The sequence below is a fragment of the Streptomyces sp. NPDC058691 genome, from assembly GCF_042714775.1.
GTDB lineage: Bacteria > Actinomycetota > Actinomycetes > Streptomycetales > Streptomycetaceae > Actinacidiphila.
The window spans coordinates 1-7650 of the sequence record NZ_JBHXSO010000125.1 but is presented as its reverse complement, the minus strand read 5'-3'; the positions used below and the strand labels follow the sequence as shown (position 1 = coordinate 7650).

4 protein-coding genes and 2 pseudogenes are annotated in these 7650 nt (G+C 68.2%); 1 reads left to right on the top strand and 5 read right to left on the bottom strand.

The features are described 5' to 3' along the window. Positions 1-199 precede the first annotated feature (199 nt). Positions 200-1000, top strand: a complete 801-nt coding sequence (locus ACFWVC_RS38285) for an alpha/beta fold hydrolase (protein ID WP_384299277.1) — start codon at positions 200-202, stop codon at positions 998-1000. On the opposite strand, the pseudogene ACFWVC_RS38280 reads toward ACFWVC_RS38285, so the two are convergent. The 5 genes and pseudogenes from ACFWVC_RS38280 to ACFWVC_RS38260 form a co-directional block, all read right to left on the bottom strand. Further along, positions 974-1393 (bottom strand): annotated as a pseudogene (locus ACFWVC_RS38280) (transposase); the annotation flags it as partial. The gene ACFWVC_RS38285 and the pseudogene ACFWVC_RS38280 sit on opposite strands and share 27 nt — an antisense overlap. 122 nt (positions 1394-1515) lie before the next feature. After that, on the bottom strand, positions 1516-2727 hold the full coding sequence (locus ACFWVC_RS38275) for a cytochrome P450 (protein ID WP_384299274.1): 1212 nt from the start codon (positions 2725-2727) through the stop codon (positions 1516-1518). A gap of 257 nt (positions 2728-2984) precedes the next feature. Next, positions 2985-4148, bottom strand: a complete 1164-nt coding sequence (locus ACFWVC_RS38270; RefSeq protein WP_384299271.1) for a ricin-type beta-trefoil lectin domain protein — start codon at positions 4146-4148, stop codon at positions 2985-2987. A gap of 112 nt (positions 4149-4260) precedes the next feature. Next, positions 4261-4800, bottom strand: a complete 540-nt coding sequence (locus ACFWVC_RS38265; RefSeq protein WP_384299268.1) for an HPP family protein — start codon at positions 4798-4800, stop codon at positions 4261-4263. Positions 4801-6132: 1332 nt separating this feature from the next. Continuing rightward, a pseudogene (locus ACFWVC_RS38260) lies at positions 6133-6345 on the bottom strand (glycogen debranching protein); the annotation flags it as partial. Positions 6346-7650 lie beyond the last annotated feature (1305 nt).

Below are 7650 nucleotides of genomic sequence, written 5' to 3'. Positions count from 1 at the left end.
GCGACCGTCATCGACGCTCCCGACGTCGTGGACGGCAACCTCGTCTCCTGCCGGGGATGGCCCGACATGCCGCAATTCGGCAGGGCGATGATGGAACTCTTTTCGAAATCCATCAACTCCGCATCGGCATGACCACACCCGGCCCGCCCCAGTGACGGCACTTCGGACCATCACAGTCGACGACTCCCCCGTCCACGTCATGGAGAGCGGCACCGGGCCCGCGGTGCTGATGCTGCACGGCTCCGGACCCGGTACGACCGGATCCGGCGCCTGGGCAACGACGGCACAGGCGCTGGGCACGTCCTGGCACCTGGTGGCTCCTGACCAGGCGGGGTTCGGCCGTACACCAATCCCGGCGGGCTCCAGGGGTGGGCTCCGGCTGTGGACGGAGCAGGCCGCGGGCCTGATGGATGCTCTCGGTGTCGAGCACTACGCCGTGGTGGGCCACTCCATGGGCGGTGCCGTGGCGCTGGCGTTGGCGGCCGCGCGTCCCCAGCAGGTCACCCGTGTCGTGGCGGTCTCGACGATGGGCGCCCCCGGGGCGCCGCTGTCCGCCGAGCTCGACGCGGTCTGGGCCGCCCCCGCCGGCCCGCTCGGGGCACGAGACATGTTGAGTCGCCTCGTCCTCGACCAAGCGCTCGTGACCGAGTCGGCCGTCGCTGCCCGTGCAGCTGCGATGCGAGCTGGGGCGGCCGCATTCGCGTCGTTGTTCCCTCCACCAAGGGCACGTTGGGCCGACGAGCTCACCCTCTCGGCGCAAACGCTGGCAGGGGTCCGCGCGCCCGTGCTGCTCGTCCACGGCGCCGAGGACCGAGTCACCCCGCTCGGGACGGCAGCCCTGCCCCTGCTCGAACATCTGGCCGATGTCCGTCTGCACGTACTCGGCCGATGCGGGCACGTGCCGGCGCTCGAGCACCCGCACGACTTCAGGCGACTCCTGTCGTGCTTCCTCGGCCGGGAACGAGGTCACTGGTCATGCAGGTCCGGTGATGCTGCGTAGCCACAGCATCGTGCCGCACAAGTGGAGTCCGGCCAGGTAGCTCTCGGGAGTGTTGTCGTAGCGGGTGGCGATCCCGCGCCAGTTGCGCAGCCGGTTGATGCACCGCTCGACGGTGTTGCGGTACTTGTACAGCTCGGCGTCGTGGCTGACGGGGCGGCCTCCACCCCAGCCCTTCTTTTTACGGTTGGCCGCTTGGTCCGCCTTCTTCGGGATCACCGCCCGGATTTTGCGTTTGCGCAGGTAGGTGCGATTGCTGCGCGAGGAGTACGCCTTGTCGCCAGCGACCGCGTCCGGGCGGGTGCGGGGCCGGCCCCTCCTGCCACGGACCTTGATCTTGTCCACGACCCGCGCGAACTGCGGACTGTCACCGGCCTGGCCAGGAGTAAGGACGACGACAGCGGACGACAGGCGGGCACACCCCGTCCTGGGCCTCATCAACGATTTCGACACCTGGCGAACTTGATCAAATCCCGCTTCACTGGGGCGCGTTCGGGTGCGGGGACGGATGCCGGGCGTCAGCGCAGATACACCGGGAGTTCCGCGAGGCCGTTCATGATGACTGAAGGCCTCCTGGTCAAACTACCCACGGGCACCGCCGGCCGCAGTCGGGGGAAACGGTCGAGCAGGGTGCGGAACACGATGCGTGCTTCGACCCGTGCCAGGGGCGCGCCGACGCAGTAGTGGATGCCATGTCCGAAGGCGATGTGTGCCGATCCCTCGCGGGTGATGTCCAGCATGCCGCTGGAAGGGAACTGCGTGTCGTCGCGGTTGGCGGCTTGCAGCGTCACGTAGATCATGGCTCCCTCCGGAAGGGTCGCGCCGCCCACGTCGATGGCTTCCGTCGTGCGGTAAGGAAGGGTGTTTTGCAGGGGTGCGTCATAGCGGAGCATCTCTTCGATGGCGGACGGCAGGAGTTCGGGACGGGTCCGGAGCAGTTCCATCTGGTCAGGGTGGACGAGCAGGGCACGGACGCCGTTGCCGATCAGGTTCACCGTCGTCTCGTGACCGGCGAGAAGGAGAAGGATCATCATCGCGGTCAGCTCGTCCTCGCTGAGACCTTCTCCGTTGTCACGAGCGGCGATCAGGTCGGAGAGCAGGTCGTCCTGCGGTCTTGTGCGCTTCTCATCGATCAGAGCGCGGCTGTAGTCGAGGATCTCACTGGCCGCCCTCTCGTACTCCTCGAAGGGGTACACGCCAGGTGACACGATCCGCGAGCTCCACGTTTGGAATTGGGCGCGCCCTTCCTCGGGGACGCCGATCAGCTCGCAGATCACACTGATCGGCAACGGGTATGCCAGTGCGGAGAGCAGGTCCACGGGCTCAGTGGTGTCCGCGGCGGTGAGCAGGGCCTCCGTCATGCGCTCGATCCCGGGGATCAGCTTCTCGACTCTGCGTCGGGTGAAGGCTGAGGTCACCAGCTTGCGCAGCCTTGTGTGCTCCGGCGGGTTGCTGTTGAGCATGTGGGCGTTGAGGCCGCGGGCTATGTCTTCCGGAAGCCTGTCGGCGTAGATCGCACTGTGCCAGCCGCCCTTGACGCATCGCGGGTCGGACAGCAGTGCCCGGGCCACGGCATGGTCGGTCACGATCCAAGCCGGAACGCCGGCGGGAGTCACGACGTGCGCGACCGGCCCTTCGGCCGCGAGGGCTGCGTAGGCCTCGTGTCGCTGCCCGTCGAGAACAGCGGTGAACGGATTCAGCATGCCGTCAAACGCTGTCAAGTCAGACATGTGTACTTCTTTCTATGACCTGAGTAGGTAGTTGACTGCGAATTCTGATGTAAATGACTCGATATCAGTTGTTGTGCGACATACGTGGCATGAGGTATGTGATCAACGGATTCGCCCCTGTTCGGCTGATGGGGGCAGACATGAGCCCGGACCTGGAACGGATACCACCCTGGTGCGCCGGCACCACCCCGACCAGCATCGGGAACTCCGGGTTCGACGCCCACACCTCAAGACCGGAACGACAGGAGCGACAAGGTTCAGAAAGCGCGAGTGCTCCACAGCTGTGTGGCGCCGCCACACGTGAACATCACGATCCGTGTGCCGTTGCCGGTGGCCTGGCCCTTCAGATCGACGCACTTGCCGACCGGTGTGTTCACCAAGGTGTGGGAAGCGCTCAGGGTGAACTTCTGGGCGTCGGTCCCGTTGCAGTTGGTCCAGCTGAGCGGGGCGTTGTCCTCGTGCGAGCCGCCCCCGACGTTGAGGCACTTCCCCTGGGACCGGACGGTCCCGTCGGACATGATCGACCAGTGCTGCCACGGTACGTCCTGGCAGTCGCTGATCTGCATGCCGGAGCCACTGTAGGAGTTCGCCCTGTCGACGGTGCTGAAACAGCGCGCCGCTGCCTGGTTGTAGATCTGCACGTCCGTCGTGGCGGCGGCCGTGGTCGGGGAGGAACCGCCGGCGCCACCGGCGGTGCCCGATCCGCCGGACGAGGAGCCCGTGCCCGCCGCCGCCCCGGTGTCCCTTCCCGGGTCCTTGCCCGAGTTCCCCGCGGACTGTCCTCCGGACGACACGTTCGGGCTGGTGGACTCGCTGCCGTTGCCCGGGGTCACCGTGGTGCCGCCCGGGCCCCTCGGGGTGGTACCGGGTGAACTGGTGGCGTGGCCCGGGCCGCCGGGCTGCGGTGACCTGGAGGAGTCGACGGCCGGCACGCCGGTGTTGTCCCTCCAGGCGCCGGAGGTGTCCTCGCCCGCCGCGGTGGTGCGGTCCGTGGACGAGGACCCGCGGTGGGTGAGCACCGGAACGGTGATCAGCAGGGCGACAGCGACCACGGCGGCGGCGATGGTCACGGTACGGCGGGAGCCGCCCCGCGCGGCAGGCCCGATGCCGGACCCGGCCTGGTCCGGGCGCTCCGTCGCGGACCTGTGCTCCTGGCCCGGACTGCGGGGGCGGGAGAGCTGCGAGAGCCGGGAGGCCCTCGGCCGAACTCCTGGTCCGCCCGCCTCGCCGTCCCGGTCCACCGTCTCCTCATGGGCAGCGAGGATGGCGGTACGACGGACGCTCGGCCTGAGGGAGTGAAGGCCGGGCGACTCGGTCACCGGCTCAGCCGGGTACGCGGATTCGTTGCCTGCGAGGGCGTCGGTCTGGTCCGGGGCGCTGTGCTGCTGCTCGCTGGGCGAACCCTGGGGTTGAGAGGTCATGGCGTCTTTCTGGGGGCTGCAGAGGCGGAAGCGTTTGCGTGTGGTGCCGGGTGGCCACTCGGCCAAGCTGCCTCGCGAGGCAACGACAGCTCACTGGGGTTCGGGGAGCGTGCTACCACCAATAGACCGGGTAGCGGTACTTGCCGATCCGGCCGGCGGCGAGCCCGACGGCCACCAGGATCAGTACCGCCAGTGCGAGCAGCGCCATGAAGCGCCAGAACGGCGGCTGGGTCATCGCGACGATCACAGCCGTCGCCGCTGCGGGTGAGTGGCCCACCCTGGCGAGCAGCATGGCTCCCAAGGCCACTCCGCCCGCGACCGCTCCGCTCCACACACCCACCCCGCCGATCCACGCGGCCGCAAACCCGACCAGGGCGGATATCAGCTGCCCGCCGACGACATTGCGGGGTTGGGCCAGTGGCGTCGTGCTGGCACCCGCCACCAAGGCCATGCTGGCGGCCAGCGGAGGGATGAGGACGGTTTCATCGAGCAGCTTCCCCACCGCGACCAGCAGTACGAGGGCCGCGACACTCGCGCAGGTCGACATGATCAACGGAAACGTCCTCGGACGGGCAGGAGCCCTGCTCGCGAACCAGGGCTGCGCCGTTGGCGTCTCGACTCGGGTGGGCAGGGCTTTGGTCTGGTCGGTCATGGATGTGCCTTCCGATGTGCCGTCTTCACCGCTGCTCGACGTGAGGGGTGGGCGCCGACTCGTGTCACCCACCGCAGGGATCCTCGGAGACCTGGCTCCGGCGGAACAGGCCAAGGCAACGGTGCGACTGCTGCTGGACGGTGCCACCAGCAAGGTCCACGACCGCGCGGTGCCAAGTCCGCAGTGGTTCTTGTGCGCTTGTCGCCGATGTTCTCTGCCGGCTCGGGGAGCCACCGGATCCGAATCCTCGGCGCCACCGCCCGCTCCCCGTCGCATCGGTCGGTACGACAGCAGCGACGCCCGAGCCTCACAGGTCCAGACGCCGTGGCCGACCTGGCTGGGAGGGTCGTCACCAGCGAGAGGATGTCCCCGGGTAACGATGATTCGCCGTCAATCGGCGGACCTTCATACGTGATTGACTGCTGCGGGCGGTTTTTCCGGTCAGCGGCGTGAAACGTGCTTGCCGTGGATGACGTTGTTCGTCCCGCCGCGGAGCAGTGTGCAAACAAAATACTTCCATGGAATGGAGCACTGGCACACCGAGAGCGAATGTCATTGTTGTGGATCGGTTCCCAAGAGGCCCACTACCCCGTATCGCCACTGTGCCGTGCGCCCGTGACAATGTGACCGTCGCCGACGGCTCCTGATGATGTCAGCGCGTCAACCGGATTCCATGGACGCATATCTCGCCAAACGCTACCGGACACGGTTCTCCAAGTGTTGGGTTTTTATCCGAGGCCCGAACGCGAGAATATCTCTCGCGACTGTCAGGCGGGACCCGTTCGGGCGGAGCAACACGCTACGTAATTTACCGCCGAATCGCCGGGCGCCCAAAATCTTGCACTGAATGAAAGTTGGTTTCGCCGCCTCTTGCGCAGGGTTCACCAAAGCGATGTGTTTCCCACCCGTCTCGACGGAATGGGAGTTGGTGTGACAGGCGGGTGAAGCGCTCGGCAGAGGGGTCCACGAGTCGACCTGGCCGGCGCCATCCCCGCTCAGGCGCTCAAGCGGCTGGGGCTGCGGCACAGACCGATGTCCGGCGGCACCTTCGCCCTGACCGTCGACGGCAAGGACGCCGGCGGGGGCCAGCTGGCGGCCGCGAGTACCGGCGAGCGCGACGAGCTGGAACAGCTACGGCTGTATGCGCAGGATCTGGAGGTCCTGCAGCGGCACTGCGAGCAGGAGTTCCCGCTCCCCCACGACATCACCAGCGCCGAGCGGATCGCACTGCGCGCGGCGCGGCTGGTTGTCAAGGGGCACTGCGTCGTCGCCCCGTTCGCCTGGTCCCTGACCTTCACTCTGAGCGGCGACGACCATGCCGACCTGCGCGCTCTCTCCGGTCCAGAGCTGGTCGAGCAGCGCCGCCTGGATTTCCTCGGCTACCCCGACCCATCGGCTCGCCTCGTTCGGCCTGTCCAACTCTCGTGCCAATGAACCGAGTTCGCGGAGTTGAAGGACGAGGAAGGCGGCGAGGTCCGCGGTGACGACCATACGCTCGGGGTCGAAGGTGGTGGCGTTGTCCCACCCGCTGTCGTTGCCGTGCTGCGCCGCTTCCGCGATACCGCTCTCGACGAGCTGCTGGCCTCCGCCCGCGAGCGCCGCCCGGGCGGCGTCCTGGAGCCGTTCAAGGCATACCTCAACGCCCGGTTCACCGAAGCCCAAGGCCAGGTCAGCGGCACTCGAGTGTTCCTGGAGATCCATGCTCGCGGCTATCGCGGCAGCCGCCCAGGTCGTCCGCAAACACCTCGCCGCCCTCCGCGCGGGCACCGCCGAACCGGTCCGGGCCGACATCCCGAGCCCCCGCAAGATCACCTCGTGGATCATGCGGCCCCGGGAGACGCTCACCGAGGGCCAGGACGAGCGGCTCCGTCAAGTCCGGCTCGCCTGTCCGGGCATTTCACGGCGCAACGGCAAACGAAGGACGGCGCAACGATGTTGCGCCCGCTCGGTTTACGGCCCGCCCAGCCCCGCCGGGCCGCACCCCCACCCGGTCCCGGCCAGCACGAGCAGCTCCCGGGCCAGGTCCCGCTGCAGCCCACGACGCAGGCACCCCGTGCAGGGACACCACCTGCACCCGCTCCACCCCCGGCCCAGAGGGGAAGTCCTGGAGATCGAGGATCCCGACTGGACCGTGGGCGCCTCCGAGGAAGCCCTGCGAGGCCGGCGCCTCGCCCTGCTGCAGGCCGCACTGCTGGAACACACCGTCCTGCCATCAGCCGCTCGTGGGCTGCCCGAGCGCGGCCCGGTTCGCCCAAGCCGTCAGTCTCCTCGGCGAGCGCCTGAGCGTCGCACACCCGTTGATCCTGCTCATCCGGCTCCGAGGTTCGGCGCGAACTGCTCGGCCACGGCGGCGAACTCACGCCCAGGCCCCCCACACCGCCGCCCGCCACGTCACCCGGCATCCAGGCCGCAGCAGCGTAGTTTCCCGGCCCGAAACGGCGCGTGACAGCGGACGGCCAAGAACCTTCGGGAGCCGCCACCCCCGGGCCAGGCAGGGCAGACCAGACCGCGGAAGGCGCGCGGATCACGATCAACGGCCTGCTCGCGCCCTTCACCCTGGGACTGAAGGTGTCCCTCGTCGCCGGCGTCGGCCTGGGTTGAGTCACCGCGTGGCGGAACTGTGATGAGTCACGCCGCAAGGCGGACAAGCTGCTGATCAAGCCAACGGGTGGGCCAGGCCGACGTCGATGTCGGCAGACATCTCGGGGCAACGGCAGCCCCTGACGGGGCGCCAGTTATTTTTCGAGTCATGCCGAATCGTCGGCGTCGAGCCTGGCAGCAACCCATCCCGGGCCGCAGAAGAACTCTCACACGGGGGGCGGGGTGGGGGCGGGCGGGGGCGGGCCCCGG